The organism is Nocardia sp. NPDC056100, assembly GCF_042266325.1.
Classification (GTDB): Bacteria; Actinomycetota; Actinomycetes; order Mycobacteriales; family Mycobacteriaceae; genus Nocardia.
Genome location: NZ_JBHJVY010000001.1, coordinates 2,462,662 through 2,488,520 on the forward strand (window position 1 = coordinate 2,462,662; position 25,859 = coordinate 2,488,520).

The 25,859-nt window shown below is 66.9% G+C and carries 22 protein-coding genes and 2 rRNA genes; 10 read left to right on the top strand and 14 right to left on the bottom strand.

Features of this window, described 5'->3' with window-relative positions:
* Positions 1-109: 109 nt before the first annotated feature.
* The 3 genes from ACFC0O_RS11435 to clpS are packed head-to-tail and all read right to left on the bottom strand — an operon-like array spanning position 110 to position 2,070.
* Positions 110-1,171 (bottom strand): P1 family peptidase, encoded by a 1,062-nt coding sequence (locus ACFC0O_RS11435; RefSeq protein WP_375955805.1) that lies wholly within the window; start codon positions 1,169-1,171, stop codon positions 110-112.
* A 31-nt stretch (positions 1,172-1,202) separates the two neighbouring features.
* On the bottom strand, positions 1,203-1,772 hold the full coding sequence (locus tag ACFC0O_RS11440) for a DUF2017 domain-containing protein (RefSeq protein WP_364628617.1): 570 nt from the start codon (positions 1,770-1,772) through the stop codon (positions 1,203-1,205).
* A gap of 22 nt (positions 1,773-1,794) precedes the next feature.
* Positions 1,795-2,070 (bottom strand): ATP-dependent Clp protease adapter ClpS, encoded by a 276-nt coding sequence (clpS, locus tag ACFC0O_RS11445; protein WP_375956124.1) that lies wholly within the window; start codon positions 2,068-2,070, stop codon positions 1,795-1,797.
* A 275-nt stretch (positions 2,071-2,345) separates the two neighbouring features.
* Here clpS and ACFC0O_RS11450 point away from each other — a divergent pair, with 275 nt between their 5' ends.
* From ACFC0O_RS11450 to ACFC0O_RS11460, 3 genes are all read left to right on the top strand, one after another.
* On the top strand, positions 2,346-3,644 hold the full coding sequence (locus ACFC0O_RS11450) for a nicotinate phosphoribosyltransferase (RefSeq protein WP_375956127.1): 1,299 nt from the start codon (positions 2,346-2,348) through the stop codon (positions 3,642-3,644).
* Between the two features lie 179 nt (positions 3,645-3,823).
* On the top strand, positions 3,824-4,393 hold the full coding sequence (locus tag ACFC0O_RS11455) for an isochorismatase family protein (RefSeq protein ID WP_375955807.1): 570 nt from the start codon (positions 3,824-3,826) through the stop codon (positions 4,391-4,393).
* An 88-nt stretch (positions 4,394-4,481) separates the two neighbouring features.
* Positions 4,482-6,545, top strand: a complete 2,064-nt coding sequence (locus ACFC0O_RS11460; protein WP_364628612.1) for an ATP-dependent DNA helicase — start codon at positions 4,482-4,484, stop codon at positions 6,543-6,545.
* A 150-nt stretch (positions 6,546-6,695) separates the two neighbouring features.
* On the opposite strand, the gene ACFC0O_RS11465 is transcribed toward ACFC0O_RS11460, so the two are convergent.
* A complete protein-coding gene (locus ACFC0O_RS11465) occupies positions 6,696-8,057 on the bottom strand; it encodes an NCS2 family permease (RefSeq protein ID WP_375955809.1) in 1,362 nt (453 codons plus the stop codon).
* 269 nt (positions 8,058-8,326) lie between these two features.
* Between ACFC0O_RS11465 and ACFC0O_RS11470 the strand changes: the two genes are divergently transcribed.
* Positions 8,327-10,381: an AMP-binding protein gene (locus tag ACFC0O_RS11470; RefSeq protein WP_375955811.1), complete on the top strand. Its 2,055-nt coding sequence runs from the start codon at positions 8,327-8,329 to the stop codon at positions 10,379-10,381.
* Here the strand turns inward: ACFC0O_RS11470 and glgP are convergent.
* Positions 10,378-12,945: an alpha-glucan family phosphorylase gene (gene glgP / locus ACFC0O_RS11475; RefSeq protein ID WP_375955813.1), complete on the bottom strand. Its 2,568-nt coding sequence runs from the start codon at positions 12,943-12,945 to the stop codon at positions 10,378-10,380. The genes ACFC0O_RS11470 and glgP overlap by 4 nt on opposite strands.
* 127 nt (positions 12,946-13,072) lie before the next feature.
* Between glgP and ACFC0O_RS11480 the strand changes: the two genes are divergently transcribed.
* From ACFC0O_RS11480 to glgB, 3 genes are all read left to right on the top strand, one after another.
* The gene (locus ACFC0O_RS11480; protein ID WP_375955815.1) at positions 13,073-13,723 is read left to right on the top strand and encodes a PaaI family thioesterase; all 651 of its coding nucleotides are present in this window, start codon (positions 13,073-13,075) and stop codon (positions 13,721-13,723) included.
* 77 nt (positions 13,724-13,800) lie between these two features.
* Entirely contained in the window at positions 13,801-15,801 is a 2,001-nt protein-coding gene (locus tag ACFC0O_RS11485) for a maltotransferase domain-containing protein (RefSeq protein ID WP_375955817.1), read from the top strand.
* Positions 15,801-18,017 (top strand): 1,4-alpha-glucan branching protein GlgB, encoded by a 2,217-nt coding sequence (glgB, locus tag ACFC0O_RS11490; RefSeq protein ID WP_375955819.1) that lies wholly within the window; start codon positions 15,801-15,803, stop codon positions 18,015-18,017. Before ACFC0O_RS11485 ends, glgB begins: the two co-directional genes overlap by 1 nt.
* Here the strand turns inward: glgB and ACFC0O_RS11495 are convergent.
* The gene (locus tag ACFC0O_RS11495; RefSeq protein ID WP_375955821.1) at positions 17,961-18,581 is read right to left on the bottom strand and encodes a TIGR03086 family metal-binding protein; all 621 of its coding nucleotides are present in this window, start codon (positions 18,579-18,581) and stop codon (positions 17,961-17,963) included. The genes glgB and ACFC0O_RS11495 overlap by 57 nt on opposite strands.
* Positions 18,582-18,791: 210 nt before the next feature.
* On the opposite strand from ACFC0O_RS11495, the gene ACFC0O_RS11500 reads away from it, so the two are divergent.
* Positions 18,792-19,022, top strand: coding sequence for a hypothetical protein (locus tag ACFC0O_RS11500; RefSeq protein ID WP_364628591.1), 231 nt, complete (start codon positions 18,792-18,794; stop codon positions 19,020-19,022).
* 121 nt (positions 19,023-19,143) lie between these two features.
* Here ACFC0O_RS11500 and ACFC0O_RS11505 read toward each other — a convergent pair whose 3' ends face one another.
* From ACFC0O_RS11505 to ACFC0O_RS11515, 3 genes are all read right to left on the bottom strand, one after another.
* Positions 19,144-19,992, bottom strand: a complete 849-nt coding sequence (locus ACFC0O_RS11505; protein WP_375956130.1) for a tetratricopeptide repeat protein — start codon at positions 19,990-19,992, stop codon at positions 19,144-19,146.
* Between the two features lie 58 nt (positions 19,993-20,050).
* Complete coding sequence (locus ACFC0O_RS11510) at positions 20,051-20,422, bottom strand: DUF3817 domain-containing protein (RefSeq protein ID WP_375955824.1); 372 nt, start codon at positions 20,420-20,422, stop codon at positions 20,051-20,053.
* A 152-nt stretch (positions 20,423-20,574) separates the two neighbouring features.
* On the bottom strand, positions 20,575-21,756 hold the full coding sequence (locus tag ACFC0O_RS11515) for an acetyl-CoA C-acetyltransferase (RefSeq protein WP_364628586.1): 1,182 nt from the start codon (positions 21,754-21,756) through the stop codon (positions 20,575-20,577).
* Positions 21,757-21,869: 113 nt separating this feature from the next.
* On the opposite strand from ACFC0O_RS11515, the gene mce reads away from it, so the two are divergent.
* Positions 21,870-22,340 carry a methylmalonyl-CoA epimerase gene (gene mce, locus ACFC0O_RS11520; RefSeq protein ID WP_375955826.1) on the top strand — a complete coding sequence of 157 codons (471 nt, stop codon included), beginning with the start codon at positions 21,870-21,872 and terminating at the stop codon, positions 22,338-22,340.
* A gap of 86 nt (positions 22,341-22,426) precedes the next feature.
* Positions 22,427-23,395: a hypothetical protein gene (locus ACFC0O_RS11525; protein ID WP_364632686.1), complete on the top strand. Its 969-nt coding sequence runs from the start codon at positions 22,427-22,429 to the stop codon at positions 23,393-23,395.
* A 130-nt stretch (positions 23,396-23,525) separates the two neighbouring features.
* Here the strand turns inward: ACFC0O_RS11525 and ACFC0O_RS11530 are convergent, their stop codons facing one another.
* The 5 genes from ACFC0O_RS11530 to ACFC0O_RS11550 form a co-directional block, all read right to left on the bottom strand.
* The gene (locus tag ACFC0O_RS11530; RefSeq protein ID WP_375955828.1) at positions 23,526-23,834 is read right to left on the bottom strand and encodes an ATP/GTP-binding protein; all 309 of its coding nucleotides are present in this window, start codon (positions 23,832-23,834) and stop codon (positions 23,526-23,528) included.
* Between the two features lie 8 nt (positions 23,835-23,842).
* Positions 23,843-24,523: an endonuclease NucS gene (gene nucS, locus ACFC0O_RS11535; protein WP_375955831.1), complete on the bottom strand. Its 681-nt coding sequence runs from the start codon at positions 24,521-24,523 to the stop codon at positions 23,843-23,845.
* Between the two features lie 33 nt (positions 24,524-24,556).
* Positions 24,557-25,300, bottom strand: coding sequence for a rhomboid family intramembrane serine protease (locus ACFC0O_RS11540; protein ID WP_375955834.1), 744 nt, complete (start codon positions 25,298-25,300; stop codon positions 24,557-24,559).
* Positions 25,301-25,423: 123 nt separating this feature from the next.
* A 5S ribosomal RNA gene (rrf, locus tag ACFC0O_RS11545) occupies positions 25,424-25,540 on the bottom strand.
* Positions 25,541-25,660: 120 nt separating this feature from the next.
* Positions 25,661-25,859: ribosomal RNA gene (locus ACFC0O_RS11550) — 23S ribosomal RNA — on the bottom strand; the annotation flags it as partial.

Consider the following 25,859-nt stretch of genomic DNA (forward strand, 5'->3'; position numbering starts at 1 on the left):
TTACCGCTGCCCTCAACAGGTCAGAATATTCACCTATTCCCCGCGACCGGGATCACACCCCCGCGCCCGCCGCGGCGCGAGTGACCGGCGACACCCGGTGCGCATCACGCTATTCGCCGAAAAGTTCCGCGTAGGAAGGGATTCCGGCTACCGAGGTGGCGGACAGGATGGCGTCGACTATGGCGCGTTCCACACAGACCGCCGCCGCGGTACAGAGCTCGTCGAGCAGCAGCAGGTCGGCGGGGAACGCCGGGGGCAGCGGGAAGGCGGGGGCCGGGGTGACCGCACCCGTGGCCAGGGCGAACAGGGTGTCACCGTCCAGCGGCGAATGCGCGGGGCGGATGGCGCGGGCCAGACCGTCGTGGGCGGTGGTGGCCAGGCGGCGGCAGGCCGAGGGGTCCAGGGCGGCATCGGTGGCCACCACGCCGATGGTGGTGTTCAGGACGGTGCTCTTCACGGGCAGCGCGTTGGCGGCGGCGAGTTTGTCCGGCGCGACCGGGCGCAGGCCGAAATGGTCCGGGCCGTCCGTGCCCGTGCCCCACGGCAGGCCGGTGCGCGGATCGAAGACCGAGCCGACCGGATTCGCGACGATCAACGCGCCCACCGTGATTCCGGCCGCCGGGCCGTCGGTGAAGCGGACCGAGGCGGTGCCGACGCCGCCCTTGATGGAACCGGCGCGCGCACCCGCGCCCGCGCCCACCGAACCGCGGGCGAAATCCGTTGCGGCGGCATCCGTTGCGAGGAAACCGAAATCGGCGTCGGGGCGAATATCCCACGCGCCCACCGGCAGATCGAAGATCACCGCACCCGGAACGATCGGCACCACGCGGGACGGATCGGCCGGATCCATCGGAATGCCCTCGTGGTGTTCTTCCAGCCAGCGCATCACGCCGTCGGCGGCGGCGAGGCCGTAAGCGCTTCCGCCGGTGAGCAATACGGCATTCACCTGGCGCACGGTATTGCCGGGATCGAGCAGATCGGTTTCCCGGGTGCCCGGTCCGCCGCCGCGCACATCCACCGACGCGGTCGCGCCGCCGGGGACGCGCAGCACGGTGCAGCCGGTGGCCGCGCCGGTGCCGAGGGTGGCGTTCGAATCGACGCGATGTTCATGCCCCACCAGGACACCCGTCACATCGGTGATCGAATTGTTCGGTCCCGCACTGTTGTTCACGATGTGTACCTCCGAAGTGGCGGGGGCGCGATTACGGCATGAGCGCTTGCAGCAGGGAGTCCTGCATCCAGGTGAGCCAGTGATAGACGTCCAGGCTCGGGGCGCGCGGATCGTCCTCGTCCAACTGATCGGGCATATCGGCGCTGATATCGAGCGCGGTGCCCAGGGCCAGGCGGACGTCATTGAGGGCGGTGAGCCAGTGCTCGGCCTGCTCCGGGGTGATGACCACCTTGCCGCCCTGCGGCGGGAGGGTTTCCAGAATGACCAGGCCCGCGGAGACCTTGGTTTCGATGATGTCCGGTTCGTGCAGGCTGCGCAGTGCGCTGTTCAGGTCGGCGCGGTCGGCGTCGGGGGAACCGGGTTCGCTGCGATGGAAATCGGGGAGCAGCCGGGCGAGGCGCGGGTCATCGGGCGGGGTGGAGTTGCCCAGCTGTAACCCGGTGAGCGCGGCCAGATCGTCCTCGGGGGCCGAACGGGCTCGGTCGGTGAGTAATCCGGTCACCGCGCCCACCAGCGAGCGCAGTACCTCCGCCTCGTGGGCGTCCATTTCCGAACGGAGTTTCAGCCCGCCCAGGGAGTTCTTCCTGCTCCACTTCCGCACGGGCCTACCGTAGTCGCCCGGGTCACTGGTCACGCTGCATGGTCGCCCATAGTCCGGCCGCGTGCAGGCGCTGCACATCGTGTTCCATCTTGTCGCGCGAGCCGGAGGAGACGGCGGCTTTGCCCTCGTTGTGCACCTGGAGCATGAGTTCGGTTGCCTTGGCTTTGCTATAGCCGAACAGCTTTTGGAAGATGTACGTCACGTAGTGCATGAGGTTGACCGGATCGTCCCAAACGACCGTTACCCACGGGCGGTCCTCGGCCTCGAGGATTTCGGTGTACTCGACGGCCTCGGGCATCGCCTGCGACGCGCCCAGTACGACCCGGGAAGTCGATGATGTCAGTTGTGCCGCCGATACCGTCCCGCTCACGCCGCCCGTCCGGGCGGCAATCCGGACAGCGTCTTCTCTGCACAGACCCATAACGTCCAGGGTACGACTCGACCCCGAAGAAACAACAGCCCACACGACACGCCCACCACGAGCGTTATATCGCCGACGTGTCGTGGGGCGGTGTCACCAGGATGACCGTTCGGTCTGTGCCTACAGTGGAACCCGTGACGATCGCCGCCGGGATGACCAGCACCGCATTGCTGACCGATCAGTACGAGCTCACCATGCTCGCCGCCGCATTGGCGGACGGATCCGCGCATCGGCGGTGCACGTTCGAGGTATTCGCCCGGCGATTGCCGCACGGCAGGCGGTACGGCGTGGTCGCGGGGACCGGGCGACTGCTGGCGGCGCTGCGTGAATTCCGTTTCGGGGAGCCCGAACTCGCGATCGTCGGGAAGTTCCTGGATCCGGACACCGTGGCGTGGTTGCGGGACTATCGGTTCAGCGGGGATATCGACGGGTATCGCGAAGGTGAGCTGTACTTCCCCGGCTCCCCCATTCTGACCGTGCGCGGCACCTTCGCCGAATGCGTGCTGCTGGAGACCCTCGCGCTGTCGATCTACAACCACGACAGCGCCATCGCCGCCGCGGCCGCGCGCATGGTGAGCGCGGCGGGCGGGCGGCGCATGATCGAAATGGGTTCGCGCCGAACGCATGAGCTGGCCGCGCCCTCGGCGTCGCGGGCCGCGTATCTCGCGGGGCTGGACGCCACCTCGAATCTGGAAGCCGTGCGCAGCTTCGGCGTTCCCGGCGCGGGCACCAGCGCGCACGCGTTCACCCTGCTGCACAGCGGATCCGACGGTGAACACGAGGCCGACGCGTTCCGCAGTCAGATCGCCGCGCTCGGCGTCGGCACCACACTGCTGGTGGATACCTTCGACATCACCCGCGGCGTCGCCACCGCCGTCGAGGTCGCCGGACCCGAATTGGGTGGCGTGCGAATCGATTCCGGCGATCTGGGGGTGCTGGCCCGCCAGGTCCGCGAACAGTTGAACGCGCTCGGCGCGGTGAAGACCCGGATCGTGGTCTCCGGCGATCTCGACGAATACGCCATCGCCTCCCTGCGCGCCGAACCGGTGGATGTCTACGGTGTCGGCACCGCCCTGGTCACCGGCTCCGGTGCGCCCACCGCCGGAATGGTCTACAAACTCGTCGAGGTCGAAGGCGTCCCGGTCGCGAAACGCAGCTCCCACAAGGAATCTCGCGGCGGCACCAAGAAGGCCGTGCGCCTGTCCCGCAGCACCGGCACGGTCGTGGAGGAAATCGTCTACCCCGCTTCCGCACCCCACCCCGAGCCCAACGGCTTCCAGATCCGCGACCTGCAAACCCCCCTCGTCCGCGACGGCGAGATCCTCCCCGACCAGCCCACCCTCCAGCAGAGCCGGGACCTGGTCGCCCAGGGCCTGATCAGCCTCCCCTGGGAGGGCCTCAAACTCTCCGCGGGCGAACCCGCCATCCCGACGACCTTCATCACCGCCTAGCGCGCACCCCGGTCGCCGGGCCCGGCAGGCACCGAATCGGCCGCCATGTCTCGACGCGCGAGGAGGGGCTCGAGCGTCGAGAATGGCGTCCGCCGACCGCGCGTGGACCACGCTGACCAGCGGGCGGCACAATGCAATACGAGCATCGAACCGTCGCGGTTCATCCACGGGAGGTCGCCATGAGCCGAGCCTTGATCGTCGTCGACGTACAGAACGATTTCTGCGAAGGCGGATCGCTCGCCGTCGCGGGCGGAGCGGCGGTGGCCGAGCGGATCACCCGGTACCTGGGGGTCTCGGATTACACCGCCGTGGTGGCGACCCGCGATTTCCACATCGATCCGGGCGCGCATTTCTCCGAGAATCCGGATTACGTGGACACCTGGCCGCCGCACTGCCGGGTCGGCACACCGGGGGCGGATTTCCATCCGGCGCTCGATACCGCACCGATCCAGGAGGTCTTCTCCAAGGGCGCGTACACCGCCGCCTACTCCGGTTTCGAGGGCACCGCGTCGGACGGTTCCACCGGCCTCGCGGACTGGCTGCGCGCGCACGCCATCGACGCGGTGGATGTGGTGGGCATCGCCACCGATCACTGTGTGCGGGCCACCGCCCTGGACGCCCGCGCGGCGGGCTTCGACACCCGCGTCCTGCTCGGGCTCACGGCCGCGGTCACGCCCGCGACCGTCCGCACCGCCCTCGACACCCTGCGCTCCTCCGGAGTGGACCTCGCGGGCACGCTGGAGAAGTGAGTAGCTCACTCGGCTAGCACGCGTCGGATCGTCCGGCACACCGAGGTTTGCGCGCGGGTTGTCGGCGGCGCGCAGTACCCTGGCCGCCGTGCCTGAACTCCCACCGGTCCCGAAGCTATTGGCCACTGCTGTCGAGGCGCTGGGGGGTAAAGAGCGCAAGGGACAGCAGACGATGGCCGCGGCGGTGGCGCATTCCATCGATACCGGGGAACACCTGGCCGTTCAGGCGGGTACGGGTACCGGAAAGTCATTGGCGTATCTGGTGCCGAGTCTGCGGCACGCGGTGCGGACCGGGCGGACCGTGGTGGTGTCGACGGCGACCATCGCATTGCAGCGACAGCTGGTGGATCGGGATCTGCCGCGATTGAGTCAGGCACTGGCGGAACCGCTGGGGCGCGTGGCGGAGTTCGCGATTCTCAAGGGGCGCAACAACTATCTGTGCTTGAACAAGATCAATAGCGCGATTCCGGACGAGCCCGCCGAGGCGGAATTGTTCGACGCCTTCGCGGTCTCGCGACTGGGGCGCGAGGTGCAGCGACTGCACGAGTGGGTGTCCGATACCGAGAAGGGCGATCGGGATGAGCTCACACCGGGCGTGAGCGATCAGGCGTGGCGGCAGGTGAGCGTGAGTTCCCGTGAGTGCCTTGGGAAGTCGCGCTGCTCCTTCGGACAGGACTGCTTCGCGGAGAAGGCGCGCGCGGAGTCCGGGGCCGCGGATGTGGTGGTTACCAATCACGCGCTGCTGGCCATCGACGCCATCAGCGGTATCCAGGTGCTGCCCGAACACGATGTGGTCGTCATCGACGAGGCCCACGAACTCGTGGATCGGGTCACCGGTGTGGCCACCGCGGAGCTGTCCACCGCCGCGATCAGCGCCGCCGCCAAGCGCTGCACCAAGCTCATCGACGAGCAGGAAGTGGATCGGCTCGAGGGCGCGGCAGAAGCCTGGCACACCCTGCTCGACGAATTGAATCCCGGCCGCTGGGATCGCCTACCCGACGGCGCCGCACCGGTTTTGGCGTTGATCCGCGATGCGGCGTGGAATGCCCGCACCGCGCTCGCACCGCAGGGCGCGAACAGCGCGCAGGCCGATCCCGAGGGCGCGGCGCTGCGCAATCAGGCGCTGGCCGCCATCGAGGAGGTGCACGATGCCGCGGTGCGCGTGCTCACCACCTACGAGGAACCCGATCCGGCCGCGCACCGCGATGTCATCTGGCTCTCGGTGGACGAGATGCGCGGCGTCCCGCGCCGCACCCTGCACATGGCCCCGCTCTCGGTGGGCGGACTGCTGCGCAGCCAGCTGTTCGGCACCGCCACAGTGGTTTTGACCTCGGCGACGCTTCAGATCGGCGGCTCGTTCGACAATCTGGCGGTCACCTGGGGCCTGCCGCCCAAATCGTCGGCCCAGGTCGATCCGGCATTGGCCAGCGGTAAGGAAACCCCTTCCGACGCAGCGAAACTGCGCTGGAATTCGGTGGATGTGGGTTCCCCTTTCGATCACGCCAAATCCGGAATCCTCTATGTGGCAAAGCATTTGCCCGCTCCCGGCCGGGACGGCCTGCCCACCGCCTATCTGGACGAGATCGAACGGCTCATCACCGCCGCCAACGGCCGCACCCTGGGCCTGTTCTCCTCCATGCGAGCGGCCAAGGCGGCCACCGAGATTCTGCGCGAGCGCCTGGACACCCCGGTGCTGTGCCAGGGCGATGACGCCACCGGCGCACTGGTGAAGAAATTCGCCGACGATCCGGAAACCTCGCTGTTCGGCACCCTTTCGCTGTGGCAGGGCGTGGATGTGCCGGGCCCCTCGCTGAGTCTGGTTATCCTGGACCGCATTCCGTTCCCGCGCCCGGATGATCCGCTGTTGATCGCCCGCCAGCGCGCGGTGGAATCGCGGGGCGGCAATGGATTTCTCTCGGTCGCCGCCAATCACGCGGCACTGCTGCTCGCACAGGGCACCGGGCGACTGCTGCGCAGCGTGGATGATCGCGGTGTAATCGCCATTCTGGATTCACGGCTGGCGACCGCGCGCTATGGCGGATATTTGCGAGCGTCACTGCCGCCCTATTGGGAAACATCCGATCCACAAGTGGTGACAAAGGCTTTGGCGCGTTTGACACAGAGTGTTTCGCAAAACAAAACACCCGTGTGAGAACAGTCACACGGGTGGTTCATACTTCCGAACAGAAGTAAATTGGCTTGCGATACTCCGGTGGACCCCCCAATTCCCACATCGGCAGTGTCATAGTCCCCGCGCCAAGCCCTGCACGCGGCGCGGGGACCACAAACCGCCCCGGCCCGACTATTCGGCCAGGAACCAGAAGTACGACAGGAACACCGCCATCAGCACCCACATCACGGGATGCACTTCGCGCCAGCGTCGCTTGGCCACCATGACGATCGGGTAGAACAGCAGGCCCATGGCAATGCCGTTCGCGATCGAATAGGTCAGCGGCATCATGATGACGGTGATGAACGCCGGAACCGCGTATTCCAAACGGCTCCAGTCGATATCGCCGAGCGCCCGCGACATCAGCACGCCGACCACGATGAGCGCCGGAGCCGTCACCGACGGCACATCGGCGACGACCGCGAACAGCGGGAACAGGAACATGGCGAGCAGGAACCAGCCCGCCGTGGACACCGCGGTCAAACCGGTGCGCCCGCCCGCCGACACACCCGCCGTGGATTCGACGTACGCGGTGGTGGTGGAGGTGCCGATGATCGCGCCCGCCGCGGTGCCGACCGAATCGGCGGCCAGCGCCTGTCCGGCGCGCTCCAGCTTGCCCTCCTTGGTGAGCAGCCCGGCCTGATTGGCCACACCGATCAAAGTGCCGGAGGCGTCGAAGAAGTCGACGAACAGCATGGTGAGCACCACGATGATCATCTGCCCGGTGAACGCGTCCGGCAGATGGATGACGGCTTGGCCGAAGGTCTTGTCCAGCCCGTGCGGCAGTGCCGCAATGGAATTCGGCAGTTCCACCAGACCGCAGACAATGCCCAGGATGGTGGTGGAGAGGATGCCGTAGAGCACCGCGCCGTGCCAGCCCAGCACCAGGAAGACCACCGTCACCAGCAGGCCGAACAGCGCCAATAGCGTTGTGCCCTTGTGGAAGTCGCCCAGGTGCACGAAGGTCGCGTCACTGGCGACCACGATGCCCGCGTTCTTCAGGCCCAGGAAGGCCACGAACATGCCGATGCCGGCGCCGACCGCCAGTTTCATCTGCAGCGGGATGGCGTCGATGATCTTCTCGCGGACCTTGGTGATGGCCAGGACGAAGAAGATGATGCCCGAGAGCAAGGTGCCCGAAAGCGCTTCCTGCCACGGGATTCCCATGTTCAGGATGACGGTGTACGCGAAGAACGCGTTGAGCCCCATACCGGGCGCGAGCGCCACCGGGTACTTGGCCCAGATGCCCATCACCAGCGTGCCGACGACCGCCGCGACGGCGGTGGCGGTGAAGACCGCCTGCGTCGGCATGCCCTTGTCGCCGAGCACGCCGTGGTCGCCGAGGATGGCCGGGTTGACCGCGAGCACGTACGACATGGCCAGGAAGGTGATGGTTCCGGCCATGAGCTCGCGCTTGACGGTCGAACCGTGCTGGCTGATCCCGAAGTACGCGTCGACGCGCCCCTTGGTGCGCGTGAGGACGTCGCTGCTCATTGCTGTGTGGTCTCCAGTCGGCGGGAGGTCAGAGAGGTGCCCTGGGCACCGTACTTGTCCTGTTCGCCGGATGTTCAACCGGCCCGGCGAATCGTGGGCAATCACACCTGCCTGAGGCTTGGTTTATTGGCAACGTTCGCGCTATTACCAGGCAAATTATCTAATTACTCACCGGTAATTAGAAAACCTTGCGCACGACTGTCTGAGACGTTACAAATACGTAATCCGGGAGTGAGGGATTCGAACCGGCGGACGAGAATTGCTAACGCGTGGTTACCGATGTCATCGATGCGATCGCCGAGTTCGCGATCACTCGCAAATCGCTCTGGGATGTGCTCGTCGAGCCACAGTCCTACCCCCGGCTGTTCCGCGGTATCGGCGCCTGCGAGGAGCTCGACGCGGCCGCGGAATACCCCACTCTGACACTGCGTGTCGGCGGTGTGGGGCAGGAAGTCCGCACGCTCGAGGTGCAAATGCGCCTGGGCCGCGAATACGAGAGCTTCGAACTGCACTGCGCGGCCACCGGCAGTTTCGCCGCCGTGCGGCTGCGCGAGGTCGGCGATAAGACCCGGGTGTCGGTCACGTATTTCAAAGCGGCGCTGGTGCATCCGCTGGCGGCGCAGCTGCCCAACGCGGCGGCGGTGTCCTGGACGCACGCCGGGCTCAAGCGCGCGGTCGAGTTGGTCACCGGCGCGCCGACCGCCGTCATCGTCAATGGCGAGGACTCGCCGATGAAGTTGCAGGCGGGCGTCGCCAGACAGATGGTGGCCTCCGGGGTGGTGCGCACCTATCGCCCCGATGTGGGGCTGAAACAGCTTGGCAGCCTGGCCAAATGGGGGTTCAGCCTGGCGGGCGGCTACGCGGCGGCGGCGGCGCACTCCCCCGACCGGCTCGCCGTCCTGGACGATCGGTACTCCAGCACCTTCGAGCAATTGCATTCGCGCAGTACAGCTTTGGCGGGCGCGATGGGTGCGCTCGGCTTCGGCACCGGCACCGCGGTCGGACTGCTGTGCCGCAATCACACCGGCATGGTCGAGGCCATGGTGGCCGCGGGTAAATCCGGGGCGGACGCGGTGCTGCTCAATACCGGGCTGCCCGCCCGGCAGATCGAGGAGATCGTGCACCGGCACGCGCTCTCGGCGCTGTTCGTGGACAGTGAATTCGAGCATCTGGTGCGGTATCTGCCACCGGATCTGCCGCGCTTCACCACCGATGACCGGCCGCCGGAACCGGGGCGCACCACCATCGAGGACCTCATCTCGATGCGCAATCTGACCGCCAAGAAGCCTTCCCGGCCCGGGCGGCTGATCGTGCTCACCTCCGGCACCAGCGGCACGCCCAAGGGCGCGCGGCGACCGCACCCCAAGGGTTTCGGGACGGTGGCGGCGCTGCTGTCGCGAATTCCGTTCGGCGTCAACGAGACCATGCTGATTCCGTCACCGCTGTTCCACACCTGGGGACTGGCGGCGCTGCAGATCTCCACGGCCATTCGCGCCACCCTGGTGCTGAACGACCGGTTCGACGCCGAGGACTGTCTGCGGCGGATCGCCGAGCATCGGGTGACCGCGTTGATCGTGGTGCCGATCATGGTGAACCGCATTCTCGATCTGCCCGAGCACGTGCGGGCGCGGTATGACCTGTCCAGTCTGAAAGTGGTCGCCAGCTGCGGTGCGCCGATCGCGGGCGCGACCGTGCTGCGATTCCTGGACACCTTCGGGGACATCCTCTACAACGTGTACGGCTCCACCGAGGTGTCCTGGGCCAGCATCGCCGATCCGGCCGATCTGCGCATGTCCCCGACCACCGCCGGGCGGCCGCCGCTGGGCACGAAAATCGGTGTGCTGGGCCCGGATCAGCGGATTCTGCCGGTCGGCGCGACCGGCCGGATCTTCGTCGGCAATCACATGCTCTTCGACGGCTACACCGACGCCACCCCGCCCGCCGAGGCGCACGGCATGCTCGACACCGGCGATGTGGGGTACCTGGACGCCTCCGGGAAACTGTTCGTGGCCGGGCGCGATGACGAGATGATCATCTCCGGCGGTGAGAATGTCTTCCCGCGCTCGGTGGAGGAGGCGCTCTCGCATCTGCCGCAGGTGAGCGAGGTCGCGGTGGTGGGCGTGCCGGATCACGAATTCGGCCAGCGGCTGGCGGCTTTCGTGGTCAAACGGCCCGGCTCCGGACTCGATTCGGAGATGGTGCGCACTTACATCCGGCATCGGGTCAGCCGATTCTCGGTACCGCGCGATGTGACCTTCCTGGACGCGCTGCCGCGCAACGCGACCGGGAAGATCCTCAAACGCACACTGGGACAGGCGACTTAGGGGCTGGGCGTCGCCACCAAACCGAACTCGGCCTCCGACGCGAGCAGCGGGTGACTCGGGAGTACCCGAATCGTGTAGCCCACCGCGCCCGACAGCGGCACCGGGGTTTCGATGGTGAAAACCTCTGTGCCGGAGTCGGTTCCGGTGTGCGTCATGGGCATGGTGTGCACATCGGACAGGTCGTCCGAGGTCGAGACCCGGCCCAGCACCGCCTGCACGCTGACATCGGCGGGCGTCAGGCCACCCAGATCGATGCGGGCGCGCAGGGCCAGATCCGCGCCGATGACCGGAATATCCGGCAGACCGGAACTGTCCACCTGCACGACTCGGACTGTCGGCCAGGCGGATTCGATGCGGCGGCGATACTCGGACAGGTCCCGTGCGCCCTTGAAATCGTTCTGCGACACCGCCGTATAGGCCGCGGCCGCCGGGGTGTAGTAGTCGACGGCGTAATCGCGGACCATGCGCGAGGCCAGCACCTTGGGGCCGAGCGTCTGGAGGGTATGGCGCACCATTTCCATCCAGCGCACCGGCAGATCATCGTGATCGCGATCGTAGAAGCGCGGCAGCACAGCGCGTTCCAGCAATTCGTAGAGCGCGGAGGCTTCCAGATCATCGCGCCGGTGGTCATCGCGCACGCCGTCGGCGGTGGGGATGGCCCAGCCGTTCTCACCGTCGTACATCTCATCCCACCAGCCGTCGCGGATGGAGAGGTTGAGCCCGCCGTTGAGCGCCGACTTCATACCGGAGGTGCCGCACGCCTCCAGCGGCCGCAGCGGATTGTTCAGCCACACATCGCATCCCCAGTACAGGTACCGGGCCATGGACATGTCGTAGTTGGGCAGGAAGACGATGCGGTGCCGCACCTCCGGATCGTCGGCGAACCGCACGATCTGCTGGATGAGCGCCTTACCGCCGTCATCGGCCGGATGCGATTTACCGGCGACGACCAACTGCACCGGGCGTTCGGGGTCGAGGAGCAGGGCGCGCAGGCGATCCGGATCACGCAGCATCAGGGTGAGCCGTTTGTAGGTCGGCACCCGGCGGGCGAAACCGACGGTCAACACCTTGGGATCGAATACGTCGTCGATCCAGCCCAGTTCGGCCGGGGCCGCGCCGCGCTCCAGCCAGGACGCGTGCACCCGGCGGCGCACCTCGTCGACGAGGATGCCGCGCAAGGCGTTCCGGGTCGACCACAACTCGCGCAGATCCACATCGCAGAGCCGCTCCCAGCCGCGCGCCTCCTCGACGAGCTCATCGCCGATGAGTTCTCGGGCCTTGTCGATCCATTCGCGCGCCGCCCAGGTGGGCGCGTGCACGCCATTGGTGACCGAGCCGATCGGCACCTCGGACGCGTCGAAGCCCGGCCACAGCGGCGCGAACATATCGCGGCTGACCTCACCGTGCAGTTTCGATACGCCGTTGGCGCGCTGGGCCAGTCGCAATCCCAGGTGCGCCATATTGAACACCGACGGATCCGCCTCGCGGCCCATGGCCAGGATGCGATCCACCGAAACACCCGGCAGCACAAGCGATTCCCGCTCACCGTGCGCGCCGCCGAAGTAGCGCCGCACCAGCGCGCCCGCGAATCGGTCGATACCGGCCGGGACCGGAGTGTGCGTGGTGAAAACGGTTCCGGCCCGCACCGCGGTCAGCGCGGCGTCGAAATCCATTCCGGCGACCATGAATTCGCGAATGCGCTCGATGCCCAGGAAGCCCGCGTGGCCCTCGTTCATATGGAACACGTCCGGATCGGGCAGCCCGTACGCGCGGGTGTAGGCGCGCACCGCCCGCACGCCGCCGATACCGGCCAGGATCTCCTGTTTGATGCGGTGATCCTGATCGCCGCCGTACAACCGATCGGTGACCGCGCGCAGTTCCGGATCATTGTCGGCGATATCGGAATCCAAGAGCAGCAGCGGAATTCGCCCCACCTGTGCGATCCACACCCGCACCCGGAGCACCCGGCCCTCGGGCATGGCCACGTGAATCAGCACCGGCGCGCCGCCGTCGGTGAGCAGTCGCAGCGGCAGGCCCTGCGGATCCAGTGCCGGATAGTGCTCGGACTGCCAGCCGTCCGCGGTCAGCGACTGCCGGAAGTATCCGGACCGGTACAGCAGCCCGACACCGATCAACGGCAGGCCCAGATCGGAGGCGGCCTTGAGATGGTCGCCCGCGAGGATCCCGAGTCCGCCCGAATAGTTCGGCAGCACCTCGGTGACGCCGAACTCCATCGAGAAGTAGGCGATGCCCTTCGGCCCCTGCTCCTGCCGCTGGAACCAGCGCGGGCGAGCCAGATAGTCGGCGAGATCGGCGGCGGCGGCGTCCACGCGCCGGGTGTACGCCTCATCCGCGGCCAACTCGTCGAGCCGTTCGGCGGGCACCTCCCCGAGCATGCGCACCGGATCGCGCCCGACCTCCACCCACAGGGCGGGATCGAGTGCGGCGAACACATCCTGCGTGGGACCGTGCCAGGACCATCGCAGATTGGTCGCCAGCTCGGTCAGCGCGGAGAGCCGCTCGGGCAGATGGGCGCGGACGGTGAAACGACGCAATGCCTTCACCCACAAAACCCTACCGGGACGGTTTTCCCCGCGCTGCGCTGTGCGGGATTGCCTGTGCCTACGCACCGATATGCAATATGCACAGCCCAGCGAAGAGCATTCCGGTGGCAACCGATAACGTGTTCTCATGAGCGAGCAGCAGGTCGAGACACCTCCGTCCCAGGAGCACCATGAGGGCGGATTCCGGCCGATCGCGGAACTGGGCCGGGACAACAGCAGGGGCGGCCCCCACTACGGCGAATTCATCGAGCAGGTGCGCGGCCTGATGGACCGGGTGCGCCTGGCCAGCCCGACCGATGAGATCGCCCTCGAGGCCATCGCCGAGTTGAAGAAGCTCAACGAGCGCCTCGACGAGGTCGTCACCGATGAATGGTCCGCGCCCAGCTGGCATCGCACCGATCTGCCCTCGCGCGGCAATCTCACCCTGCCGCCGTACCTGGTGGATCAGGCCGACCGGGACGGCGTGCGGGCGCGAATCACCTTCCGCACCTTCCATCTCGGCGGTAACGGCGCGGCGCACGGCGGGCATATCGCCCTCGGCTTCGACGATCTGCTCGGCATGACCGCGGCCGTGCACACCCGCGCCGTCACCCGCACCGCGTACCTGCACGTCGACTACCGCTCCATCACCCCGCTGAACACCGAACTCGCGGTGCACGGCTGGGTCGAGCGGGTGGAGGGCCGCAAGGTCTTCGTCCGCGCCACCCTGCACGACGGCGAGCGCCTGTGCGCCGAAGCCAACGGCCTGTTCCTCATGCTCAAGCCGGGCCAGCAGTAGCCATATACGCGCGTCGCGGCGGCGACACCTCGGCGGCGGGACATCACGCGGGCACGGCACCCGGTAAGTTCGAACGGGTGACCGGCCGCATCGCCATCGATGACACCGCCCCCGCGATACCCGGCGGTCGGCCGGCGAAGGCCGTCGTCGGGGAGGTGTTCCCGGTGCGCACCGTGGTGTGGCGCGAGGGGCACGACGCCGTGGCCGCCACCCTCGCGGTGAAAGCGCCCGGATCCTCGCGGTCGCAGCGCATCCGCATGACGCCGGACTATCAGCCCGATGTCTTCAATGCCGTCTTCGCGCCCGGGAAACCGGGACTGTGGACCTATCGCGTCGAGGGCTGGAGCGATCCCATCGCCACCTGGCGCTCGGCCGTCGAGGCGAAACTCGCGGTCGGGCAGAGTGCGATCGATCTCGCCAACGATCTGGAAATCGGTGCGCGCCTGCTGGAACGGGCCGCACAGGCGGTGCCGAAGAAGCAGTGGGAGGCCCTGCGCGCGGCGGCCGCCGCACTGCGCGGCGATGCCCAGCTGCCCGCGCGGGTCGGCCCGGCGTTCAGTGCCGAGGTGAGCGAAATCCTGCGCGCCACACCGCTTCGCGAACTGGTGACACAGGGGCCGCAGTTCGCCGTGCTGGTGGAACGGCAGCGCGCGCTGTACGGGGCCTGGTACGAATTCTTCCCGCGCTCCACCGGCGGCCGCGATGCCGAGGGCAAGCCCGTGCACGGCACCTTCGCCACCGCCGCCAAAGATCTGCCGCGCATCGCCGCCATGGGATTCGATGTGGTGTACCTGCCGCCGATCCACCCCATCGGCACGGTGAATCGCAAGGGGCGCAACAACTCCCTCACCGCCGAACCCGGCGATGTGGGTTCGCCGTGGGCCATCGGCTCCGCCGCGGGCGGGCACGACGCCATCCACCCGGCCCTGGGCGATGAGGCGGATTTCAGCGAATTCGTGGAATCGGCAAGGGAATTGGGGATGGAGGTGGCCCTGGACCTGGCGCTGCAGTGCGCGCCGGATCACCCGTGGGTCGCCGCGCATCCGGAATGGTTCACCACCCTGCCGGACGGCACCATCGCCTTCGCGGAGAACCCGCCCAAGAAGTACCAGGACATCTACCCGGTCAATTTCGACAATGATCCGGACGGCCTGTACGCCGAGGTGCTGCGCGTGGTCCGGCACTGGATCAGCCTGGGCGTCACCATCTTCCGCGTCGACAATCCGCACACCAAACCCGCCGACTTCTGGGAGTGGCTGATCGCGCAGGTGCGGCGCACGCATCCGGAGATCATCTTCCTGTCCGAGGCGTTCACCCGCCCCGCCCGGCTCTACGGCCTGGCCCGGCGCGGCTTCACCCAGTCCTACACGTATTTCACCTGGCGGGTGCACAAGCACGAATTCGAGGAATTCGGCCGGGAATTGGCGGCCAAGGCCGATGAGGCCCGGCCCAACCTGTTCGTGAACACCCCCGACATCCTGCACGAGACCCTCCAGCACGGCGGGCCGGGCATGTTCGCCATTCGCGCCGTGCTCGCCGCCACCCTCGGGCCCACCTGGGGCGTGTACTCGGGCTTCGAACTCTTCGAACATCAAGCGGCACAACCCGGTAGCGAGGAATACCTCGACTCGGAGAAGTACGAACTGCGGCCCCGCCCGTACGCCGAGGCGGCCGCGCGCGGGGAATCCCTCGAACCGTGGATCACCCGGCTCAATGAGATTCGGCGTGCGCATCCGGCCCTGCAACAGTTGCGCTGCATCCACTTCCACGGCACGGACAGCGATGCGCTGCTTGCCTTCTCGAAATTCGATCCGAGCACAGGTGACGCCGTCCTGGTGGTGGTGAACCTGAACCCGTACGGTCCCGAACAGGGCCACATCTCGCTCGATCTGCCCGCCATCGGCCGCGAATGGCATGACCGCCCCGTGGTGTACGACGAGATCAGCGGCGAGGAATACCACTGGGGCCAGCACAATTTCGTGCGCCTGGACCCCGCGCGCGCGGTCGCGCACATTCTCGTGCTGCCGCCGGTCCCCGCCGCCGCCCGCACCGAACTCGCGCATCGAAGAAACTTCTGATGAACCGGCGCGATCTGCTGCTGCTCGCCGCCGGAACGCATCCCGATCCGCACACCGTGCTCGGCGCGCACCCGCATCCGGACGGCACCGTCATCCGGGTGCTGCGGCCGCACGCGGAGACGGTGGCGGCGCGCATCGGGGCGGACGATCATCCGCTCGAACATCTCGAACACGGGATATTCGAAGGCACCGTGCCGTTTCCGGAACTGTGGGACTACCGCGTCGTCACGTCGTATCCCGGCGGGCGCACCGTCATCGACGCCGACGGCTACCGTTTCCTGCCCGGCCTCGGCGAACTCGACCTGCACCTGCTCGGCGAGGGACGGCACGAACGGCTCTGGGATGTGCTCGGCGCGCACCCCCGGCGCTACACCACCCTCGACGGCGAGGTGACCGGCACCGCCTTCGCGGTATGGGCGCCGAACGCGCGCGGGGTCGCGGTCATCGGCGATTTCGACGGGTGGAGCGGGCATACCGCGCCCATGCGCCGACTCGGCGGCTCCGGTGTGTGGGAGGTGTTCCTGCCCGGGATCGAGGCCGGAGCCAAATACAAATACCGGGTGCACGGGGCCGACGGGCGCATCGTCGACCACGCCGACCCCTTCGCCTTCGCCACCGAGGTGCCGCCCGCCACCGCGTCCATCGTCACCCAGAGCACCTACACCTGGGACGACGGCGAATGGTTGCGCGCCCGCGACGCGCACGATCCCACCCGCTCCCCCATGAGCGCCTACGAGGTGCACCTGGGCTCCTGGCGGCCCGGCCTCGGCTATCGCGAACTGGCCGAACAGCTCGCCGAATATGTTGCCGCCCAGGGCTTCACCCATATCGAACTGCTGCCGATCGCCGAACATCCCTTCGGCGGATCGTGGGGATATCAGGTCACCTCCTACTATGCGCCCACCGCCCGCTTCGGCGGTCCGGACGATTTCCGCTGGTTCGTTGATCACCTGCACCGCAAGGGAATCGGCGTGCTGCTGGACTGGGTGCCCGCGCATTTCCCGCGCGACGAATGGGCCCTGGCGCGCTTCGACGGCACCGCCCTGTACGAACATCCGGACCCCCGGCGCGGTGAGCAACTCGACTGGGGCACCTACGTTTTCGACTTCGGCCGACACGAGGTGCGCAACTTCCTGGTCGCCAACGCCCGCTACTGGATCGAGGAATTCCACATCGACGGGCTGCGCGTGGACGCGGTCGCCTCCATGCTCTACCTCGACTACTCGCGCCCCGACTGGGAGCCGAATATCCACGGCGGCCGCGAGAACCTGGAAGCCGTCGCGTTCCTGCAGGAAATGAACGCGACCGTGCACAAGCACCATCCGGGCGTGGTCACCATCGCCGAGGAATCCACCACCTGGCCCGGCGTCACCCGCCCCACCGAAGTCGGCGGCCTCGGCTTCACCATGAAGTGGAATATGGGCTGGATGCACGACACCCTCGGATATCTCAAACATGATCCCGTGCACCGCACCTGGCACCACAACGAGATCACCTTCTCGCTCACCTACGCCTGGAGCGAGAACTACGTGCTGCCCATCAGCCACGACGAAGTGGTGCACGGCAAGGGCACGCTGTGGACCCGCATGCCCGGCGACGACTTCACCAAGGCCAGCGGCGTGCGCGCGCTGCTCGCCTACATGTGGGCGCATCCCGGGAAACAACTGCTCTTCATGGGACAGGAATTCGGGCAGTTCCGCGAATGGGATCACGACCGCGGACTGGACTGGTACGAACTGGAAAACCCACTGCACCAAGGCATTCACACCCTGGTGCGGGATCTGAACCAGCGCTATCGGGCCACGCCCGCGCTGTGGAGCCAGGACACCTCACCCGGCGGCTACTCCTGGATCGACGCCGACGATCGCGCCAACAATGTGCTGTCCTTCCTGCGCTACGGCGTGGACGGATCGATCCTGGCGTGCGTCTACAACTTCTCCGGGACCGAACATCGCGACTATCGCATCGGCCTGCCGGGCACGGGTGAGTGGCGTGAGGTCCTCAATACCGATGCGATCGCGTACGGCGGCAATGGAATCGGCAATCTGGGCGCGGTCACCGCGACCGCCGAGACCTGGCACGGCCGCCCGGCGTCCGCGGTCATCACGCTGCCGCCCAGTAGCGGGCTGTGGCTGGTGCCGACCGCGCCGCCCGCCGAATCAGTGCGGCCAGCTCGGCGAACGGCCCAGCACCGCGAGGACCTGATCGAGCCCTGAACCGTCCGGCAGGATGACCTCCGGGGCGAAGGACGCGCCCGGCTGGGTGCGCACCTCACCGCCCGGCACCGCCTGCGCGACCAGCAGCGCCGCCGCCAGCACATCGGCGTCGAAGTCGACGGTCAGGTCCAAAGCCCGTGCCACATCCCAGGAATGCACCACGTAGTCCACGAAATGGAAGCTGACCGCGAGCGCGCCGGGAATGACGATGCCATCCCGGATCTCGGGTAGCGGGAAGCTCCGCTCCAGTGCGCCGGGGACGGCGAACGCGGCCAGTACGTGCTCGGCCGCGGCACGGTATTCCGCGATCGGATCCGCGCCGAGCGGAATCGGCTTCCAGAGCGCGATATCACCTTCACCACGCGAGGCCGCGGCGAAGCCGTAATGCTGAATGATCAGGTGTTCCAACAGATCCCGCAGTGCCCAGCCCGCGCACGGGGTGGGGGCGTCGAGGTCGGCGATGGACAGTTGCGAGACCACATCGATGCTGGTGCGTACCGCGCGGGCATCGAGGGAGAGCAGTTCCGGTCCGGCAGCGAGCAGTTCGTCGTATGTTGCAATCATAAGCACCAGCTTACTAATTTTTCCGGACTTGGCCAGCCCATAGCTGGACCACCCCATCGGGTCAACCCCGCAGAAGTGCGGGCATCCGGAACGCGTTACAGATTTCCATGCCCCGAACTATTCGGGCTGCCGAATCATGTTGCGCTGTAGTGGACTTGGCGAGGCGGCGCCGCCAACTATTCGCAAACCTTTGAAGAGGAATGAATCTGCATGAAGAAGCTCGGAACTGCCATGCTCATCGGTGCCGCCGCGACCGCCATCATCGGCTCCGGCGCGGGCATGGCCTCCGCTGAGGCCCCCGTGGTCTCCGCCTCCCCCGTGGTCGCCCCGGGCGAGCCGGATCCCACCGGCACCACCGGCTCCTCCTCGCTGCTCCCCAAGCTGCTGGAGACGCTGACCGGCAGCCTCGGCAGCAAGCCCGCCACCGACCCGGCCAAGTAGTAGCGCCGCTCCCCGGCGACCCTACGGCCGGGGATAGCGCACCACGGTGAAAACGACCGCGCCCCCGCCGATTTCGGCGGGGGCGCGGTTGCGTTGTACGGAAATCAGCGTTGTACGGGAATCAGTACAGGGCGGCGGCCAGCTTGCGGCGCGCCGCCATCACGATCGGCTCGGCCGGATCGAACAGCTCGAACAACTCCAGCAAATGCGTGCGCACCCGGGTGCGGTCATCACCGGCGGTGCGCTTGATCAGCCCGATCAGGCGATCGAACGCCGCCTCCGGCTCCTGATTGAACATCTCCAGATCCGAGGCGGCCAGCGCCGCGTCCAGATCCGCCGGATCGGCCTCGGCCTTGGCGATCGCGCCCGGATCGATCTCCTGCACGCGCGCGATGAACTGCACCTGGCGCAGCGCGGCCTTGGCCTCGGCATTGCCCGGCTCGGCATTCAGGATCGCCTTGTACGCGGCCTCCGCGGTCGCGAAATCGCTACGCTCCAAAGCCTCTTCGGCCGCGACGAAACGCGGATCCTCCGGCTCCTCGGCCTCACCCTCACCCTCGCCGACACCGGGCAGCTTGCCGCGCACCGCGTCCACCACCGCATCGAGCCACTGCCGCACCTGCGCCTCGGGCTGATTACCGGTGAAATCCGCGAGCGGCTGACCGGCGGCCACCGCCACCACGGTCGGAATGCCCTGCACGCCGAACGCCTGCGCGATCCGCATATTGGCCTCGGCCTCGATGGTGGCCAACTCCCACTCACCACCGTTACCGGCGACCAACTGCTCCAGCAGCTTCACCAATTCGATGCTGCCCGGGGAACGCTGCGAATACAGCGCCACCACCACCGGCACCTGGGTGGAGCGGCGCAGCACCTTGGTCTCGAAATCGGCCTCGGTGACGGCATGCCCCGCGGGCACATCCGTCACCGGCTGCTGCTTCAAGCTGGACAGGTCCACCGCGCCGGACATAGCGGCGGCAGCGGCGGCTGAGGGGCGTCGCGCGGGTCGAGTCACGACTACAAGTCTGTCACGAACGCGCGGCGGCGGGTGCCGCAGCCTCACTCAATTCCCCGAGTTGACCGGTACGGATCGCCCAGCGCTCGAAGAACACCGAAGCGAAAGGCACCACGGTGGAGACCAATCCGAGCACGGTGGTCTTGGCGGGCCACTCGAACTCACGCGAGGCCAGCAGCACGCTGATCGCGAAACCGATGAAGATGATGCCGTGCAGCATGCCGAAAACCATGACCGGCCACTTGATCGGCTCATCGGCGATACCCAGCGCGTCCGCGCGCTTGAGCACCGACCCGAGCAGTAGCAGCGCCCAGCTGGGAGCCTCCAGAATCCCGAAGAACCGAACCCGCTTAGCGACCGTGCTCAGGTCGAAGAAGTCACCCATGGCGTCCATTGTGCCGGACCGCTACGACGACCCGTAGTGGAGATGGGTCACACCCCGCCCGCGGCGGGGGAAGGGAAGGGGTATGCGGGGGAAGCCCCCGCAAACCCTCTTTCGAGGGGCGGATTGGCGGGGGCTTGCCGGGGAATGGGGCCTCAGGGGACGCGGATGATGAGGGCGTCGCCCTGGCCGCCGCCACCGCAGAGGGCGGCCGCGCCGATACCGCCGCCGCGGCGCTTCAGTTCGAGGGCCAGGTGCAGGACGATGCGGGCGCCGGACATGCCGAGGGGGTGGCCAACGGCGATCGCGCCGCCGTTGACGTTGACCTTCTCCGGGTCGATGCCGAGCTTGCGGGTGGAGGCCACGCCGACCGCCGCGAACGCCTCGTTGATCTCGACCAGGTCCAGATCGGTGGGCGAAATGCCTTCGCGGGCACAGGCTTTGATGATCGCGTTGGCGGGCTGATCCTGCAGGGTGGAATCCGGGCCCGCGACCACACCGGCGGAGCCGATCTCGGCGATCCAGGACAGGCCCAGGGATTCGGCCTTCTCCTTGCTCATCACCACGACCGCGGCCGCGCCATCGGAGATGGGCGAGGCGGAACCGGCGGTGATGGTGCCGTCCTTGCGGAAGGCCGGACGCAGCTTGGACAGCGATTCGACGGTGGTGTCGGCGCGAATGCCCTCATCGGAGGCGAACTGCACCGGATCACCCTTGCGCTGCGGAATCGCAACGGGCACAACCTCATCGTCGAAGAGGCCGTTCTTCCACGCGGCGGCCGCGCGCTGATGCGAGGCCGCGGCGAACGCGTCCTGCTCCTCGCGGGTGACGGTCTGCACGTCGTTCTGCTGCTCGGTGAGCGCGCCCATCGCCTGATCGGTGAAGATGTCGTGCAGGCCGTCGTACGCCATGTGATCGCGCAGCGTCACATCGCCGTACTTGAAACCCTCGCGGCTCTTCTCCAGCATGTGCGGTGCGCGGGTCATCGACTCCTGGCCGCCGGCCACCACGATCTCGTATTCACCGGCGCGAATCAGCTGATCCGCCAAGGCAATCGCGTTGATGCCGGACAGGCACACCTTGTTGATGGTGAGCGCCGGAACATCCATCGGGATACCCGCGGCGACCGCGGCCTGCCGGGCCGGGATCTGGCCCGCGCCCGCGGTGAGCACCTGACCCATGATCACGTAATCGACCTGCTCCGGGGCGACGCCGCCCTTCTCCAGGGCCGCCTTGATGGCGATACCGCCCAGATCGGAGCCGCTGAAATCCTTCAACGAACCGAGCAGCCGACCCATCGGGGTGCGGGCGCCGGAGACGATGACGGTGGTGGTCACGATAGGCCTCGCTTACGTCGAATGATGTGGCTCCGCCAACCATCGGAGCCCTACTCAAAGGTAACCCGACCGACCCGGGCGGCCTTCCCCAGGTGCGCGCTACCGTTCGAAGGGTGAGCAACACCGAGAACACCGAATTCATCCCCGCCGAATACATCACCGCCGTCGATCATGTCGGTATCGCTGTCCCCGATCTCGATACGGCCGTGGCCTGGTACCGGGACAATCTCGGGATGGTGGAGACACATCGCGAGATCAATGAGGCGCAGGCCGTGCACGAGGCCATGCTGTCCTATGCGGCCGCTCCCGCCGGTACTGTTGCCCTCCAGTTGCTGGCTCCGCTGAACGAGTCCTCCACCATCGCCAAGTTCATCGACCGAAACGGGCCTGGCCTGCAGCAGCTCGCATATCGAGTCACCGATATCGAGGCGGTCTCCGCGTTTCTGCGTTCACGGGGCTTGCGTTTGCTGTACGAAGCCCCACGCGGGGGAACAGCGGGTTCGCGCATCAACTTCATCCACCCGAAGGATGCTGGCGGTGTGCTGGTCGAACTCGTCGAACCGGCGGCGAAAACTACCCACTAGTACCGAGATCAGCGACCCTAAAGAGGCTGTAACAACATTCGCGGTCGGGTCACCATCAGTGGTCACCAGGCTGTAGTTTGTGTGCCATGTCGTCCACTGAGCCCGATCGTAATCGCTTCGTTGCACTGCCCTTTACCGTCGTGCGGAAGGGCTATGACCGTGACGAGGTGCGTAACTACTTCGACCGTTTCGATGCCGAGCTAAGGGTCACCGCGACCGATCGCGATGCCGCCGCAGCCCAGGCGCGCAACCTGGCGGCCCAGCTGGAGGACGCCCGCGACGAGATCGACGAGCTCCGTAAGGAGGTCGACCGCCTCTCCGTGCCGCCGACCACCGCGGAAGGCATGTCGGACCGTATCTCGCGCATGCTGCGTCTGGCCTCCGACGAGGCATCCGAGGTGCGGGCGCAGGCCCAGGCCGAGGCCGCCGAAATGATCTCGATCGCCGAACAGCAGGCGACCGAGATGCGTGGTAAGTACGAATCGCTCCTCTCTGAAACCAAAGAGAAGCGCGAGGCGCTCGAAATCGAATTCGAGCAGACCCTCGCCAATGCCCGTTCCGAGGCCAACAAGATCGTCGAAGCGGCCAACGCCGAAGCCGATCGCCTCACCAAGGAGTCCGAGGCCAAGCGCAAGGCCGCGCAGCAGGACTTCGAGGTCACCATGGCCGAGCGCCGCACCAAGCTCACCCGTGCCATGGAAGAGCTCGAGGCCACCTCGCGCGCCGAGGCCGCCCAGCGCATCAAGGACGCCACCGACGAGGCCAACCGCCTCATCACCTCGGCGACCAACACCGCCGATCGCAAGATCGCGCACGCCAAGGAACTGGCCGAGGAAATGCGCGTCCTGCGCGGTCGCGTGCTGGCCCAGCTGCTCGGCATCCGCGGTCAGCTCGATTCGGTGCCGGCCATGCTCGCCGCCGTCAACCGCGAAAGCGAACTCCTGGACGGCGCTCCCGAACAGCGCTCGCTGAACAAGAGCAGCCGCAAGGCCATCGACACTCGTGACGACGACCTCGTCGACGAAGAGCGCGAGAACGCCGACATCTCCGGCTAACATCCTCCGCCCGGGCGACACCCGCACACCTGAAGGCCGCTCCCGATCCGGGAGCGGCCTTCCTTATGCCTTGATGGCCCGCACAAAGCCCTGACGGCCCGCCGAGCGGCCGCGCACTACCGAACGCGAATCAGGACCAGCGGCGGGTGATGCCGCGGGTGTGGCGGCCTTTCCAGCAGCCGGTGTGCCAGTGGCGGCGATCCTCTTCGCCGCCGTAGGCGGGCCAGGCCACGATATGCGCTACGCCGGGCGGGATTTCGTGATCGCAGCCCGGGCAGCGGTAGTACTTGGTGGCTCGGGTGCCGGGGATGGTGCGGACCATATAGGTCTCGTCACCGCCGGGGCCGTCCTCGGTGCGGCCGAAGACGTCACCGAGTGGGCGCTGGTCCGGCTGGGACCGCGCCTGAGCATCCTTGGGGCGAGGCTTCCGGCGGGGCATAACCAACCCTAGAACAGCCGGAATTCGCTGCTGTCGGTGCCGCGTAGGGCGTTGTAGTCCAGTGTCAGGCAACGAATCCCGCGATCGGCGGCCAAGGTTTTGGCTTGCGGCTTGATCTGCTGGGCCGCGAACACACCGGCAACGGGGGCCAGCAGTGGATCGCGGTTGAGCAGCTCCAGATAGCGGGTCAGCTGTTCCACGCCGTCGATCTCACCGCGGCGCTTGATCTCCACCGCCACCGTCGCACCGTCGGCATCGCGGCACAGGATATCCACCGGGCCGATGGCGGTCATGTACTCGCGGCGAATCAGCGAATACCCCGCGCCCAGGGTTTCGATGTGTTCGGCCAGCAACTCCTGCAGATGCGCCTCGACGCCGTCCTTCACCAGACCCGGATCGATGCCCAGCTCATGCTTGGAATCATGCTCGATCTCCTCGACGGTGATCCGCAATTCCTCGCCGGCCTTATTGGTGACCACCCAAAGCTGTTGCGCCGTTTCGGTTTCCGGCTCGCGCTCCTCCAGCCAGCAGGGCGGGCTCATCCAGTTCAGCGGCTTGTAGGAACCGCCGTCCGAATGCACCAGCACCGAACCGTCCGCCTTCACCATGAGCAGGCGGCGGGCCATCGGGAGGTGGGCGGTCAGACGACCGACGTAATCGACCTGGCAACGAGCAATCACAAGGCGCACCCAAGCACTCTAGGGGACGGCCCTTTTCGCGGATTAACCGACCAGCATGATGTACCCGAGAATCGAGGCCGCGGTGAGCAGCCCACCCTCCCAGGCATTCAGCTTCGGCAGCTCGGTACGACCGCGGCGCAGCACCCGATAACCGGCCAGCAGACCGATCGAGAACGCCAGCAGGTGACCGACATTGGTGAAGGTGCGGCCCATCGCAACACCGGCGACCGCGACGGCCAGCCAGGTGATGGCCCAGGTCGGCTTCCAGCGCGAAGGAACCAGTGCGATGAAAGCGCCGATCAATGCCATCGCGCCATAGCTGACACCCACATCCGAGACATGGGTGACCTCCACCGGCAGCCAATTCGCCGATACCGCGATCCACAGGCCGAGGGCGACGATGACCGTCGCGCCGACATGGCCGACCACGAAGATGCGCAGCAGACGCAGCGCGCCGAACTTCATCTCCGCCAGCGCGAGCAGACAGGCCAGCAGCGGAATGATGACCGCGGCGCTCTGCAGATCGTCGATGACGAAGGCACTGGAGAACAGGGTGCCGATACGGCCGTGCAGCAGGTTGTACAGATTCGTGCTGGCGTGCAGCACCACCCGGGTCTGCGTGGCCTCGCTGAGGATGGAGAGCAGTACGGTGACCGAGATGAGCAGGGCCGCATAGCCATAGGTGACCGGCAGGAACAGGCGACGCCAACCCGTACGGGTCGTTGCGACCGGCTCGACCATCACCACGGTGCTCTCCTTCTCCACGACGCTGCCTCCATGATCCATGGCGCCGCTCCGTACAGACTACGAGTTCCTCGAGAACATGCTGTTAAACAACCGAAACTCACAGAAAGATCTATAAAACGAAAAAGACCCCCAGCCACTGGCTGGGGGTCTTCTCGAATGATGTTCCGGCGGTGTCCTACTCTCCCACACCCTGTCGAGTGCAGTACCATCGGCGCAGGTGGCCTTAGCTTCCGGGTTCGGAATGGGACCGGGCGTTTCCCCACCGCTATAGCCGCCGTAACTCTATGAAACTGTCACACAGAGAGCCAGTCACCCGCCCACGAATAGTGTTGGGGTTTCTGTCTTCTCGGTGATCTGTGTGTTGTTTCAGATACCGCACAGTGGACGCGTAGCTTCTTTGTTGGTAAGTCCTCGGCCTATTAGTACCGGTCACCTGCATGCGTTACCGCACTTCCAGTTCCGGCCTATCAACCCAATGGTCTGTTGGGGGCCTTAACCCCTCGAGGGGGTGAGAAACCTCATCTTGGAACAGGCTTCCCGCTTAGATGCTTTCAGCGGTTATCCCTTCCGAACGTAGCAAACCAGCCGTGCCCTTGGC

What these genes read in the sequence shown, in the direction of transcription:
- ACFC0O_RS11465 (WP_375955809.1), bottom strand. Translation starts at nt 8,057, where the DNA reads ATGAGCAGCGACGTCCTCACGCGCACCAAGGGGCGCGTCGACGCGTAC.
- ACFC0O_RS11540 (WP_375955834.1), bottom strand. Translation starts at nt 25,300, where the DNA reads ATGGATCATGGAGGCAGCGTCGTGGAGAAGGAGAGCACCGTGGTGATG.
- ACFC0O_RS11450 (WP_375956127.1), top strand. Translation starts at nt 2,346, where the DNA reads ATGACCAGCACCGCATTGCTGACCGATCAGTACGAGCTCACCATGCTC.
- glgB (WP_375955819.1), top strand. Translation starts at nt 15,801, where the DNA reads ATGAACCGGCGCGATCTGCTGCTGCTCGCCGCCGGAACGCATCCCGAT.
- ACFC0O_RS11495 (WP_375955821.1), bottom strand. Translation starts at nt 18,581, where the DNA reads ATGATTGCAACATACGACGAACTGCTCGCTGCCGGACCGGAACTGCTC.
- ACFC0O_RS11480 (WP_375955815.1), top strand. Translation starts at nt 13,073, where the DNA reads ATGAGCGAGCAGCAGGTCGAGACACCTCCGTCCCAGGAGCACCATGAG.
- ACFC0O_RS11530 (WP_375955828.1), bottom strand. Translation starts at nt 23,834, where the DNA reads ATGCCCCGCCGGAAGCCTCGCCCCAAGGATGCTCAGGCGCGGTCCCAG.
- clpS (WP_375956124.1), bottom strand. Translation starts at nt 2,070, where the DNA reads ATGCCCGAGGCCGTCGAGTACACCGAAATCCTCGAGGCCGAGGACCGC.
- ACFC0O_RS11505 (WP_375956130.1), bottom strand. Translation starts at nt 19,992, where the DNA reads ATGTCCGGCGCGGTGGACCTGTCCAGCTTGAAGCAGCAGCCGGTGACG.
- ACFC0O_RS11510 (WP_375955824.1), bottom strand. Translation starts at nt 20,422, where the DNA reads ATGGGTGACTTCTTCGACCTGAGCACGGTCGCTAAGCGGGTTCGGTTC.
- ACFC0O_RS11455 (WP_375955807.1), top strand. Translation starts at nt 3,824, where the DNA reads ATGAGCCGAGCCTTGATCGTCGTCGACGTACAGAACGATTTCTGCGAA.
- ACFC0O_RS11525 (WP_364632686.1), top strand. Translation starts at nt 22,427, where the DNA reads ATGTCGTCCACTGAGCCCGATCGTAATCGCTTCGTTGCACTGCCCTTT.
- ACFC0O_RS11500 (WP_364628591.1), top strand. Translation starts at nt 18,792, where the DNA reads ATGAAGAAGCTCGGAACTGCCATGCTCATCGGTGCCGCCGCGACCGCC.